The following is a 240-nucleotide window of genomic DNA, read 5'->3' on the forward strand; positions in this document are numbered from 1 at the left end:
ATTATCGCTTTGTGTCAACCAATCAAAGCTTCTCGATTGCGGAGCCTTGGTATCTGACCAATTGGGCTGCAGCAAGCTCTCTGATATTACTGATTGGCGTTGTGACTATCTTAGTCTTTTGGCGTTCGCGTTATGTCACTTTTGCCAACCGGCACTTAAAAGCGCAAGTTGCACTGAAGACAGACCAATTGAGGCACCAAAGCCGGATATTACTCGCCACTAATCAACAGCTTAAAAAGC

The 240-nt window shown here is 45.4% G+C and carries 1 protein-coding gene; it reads left to right on the plus strand.

Annotated features, from left to right (window positions below; genetic code table 11):
* A partial coding sequence (locus AB4512_RS21250; RefSeq protein ID WP_372175596.1) for a hypothetical protein occupies positions 1–240 on the plus strand: 240 nt, incomplete at both ends.

Source organism: Vibrio sp. 10N.222.52.B7, assembly GCF_041474275.1.
Taxonomy (GTDB): Bacteria; Pseudomonadota; Gammaproteobacteria; order Enterobacterales; family Vibrionaceae; genus Vibrio; species Vibrio crassostreae_C.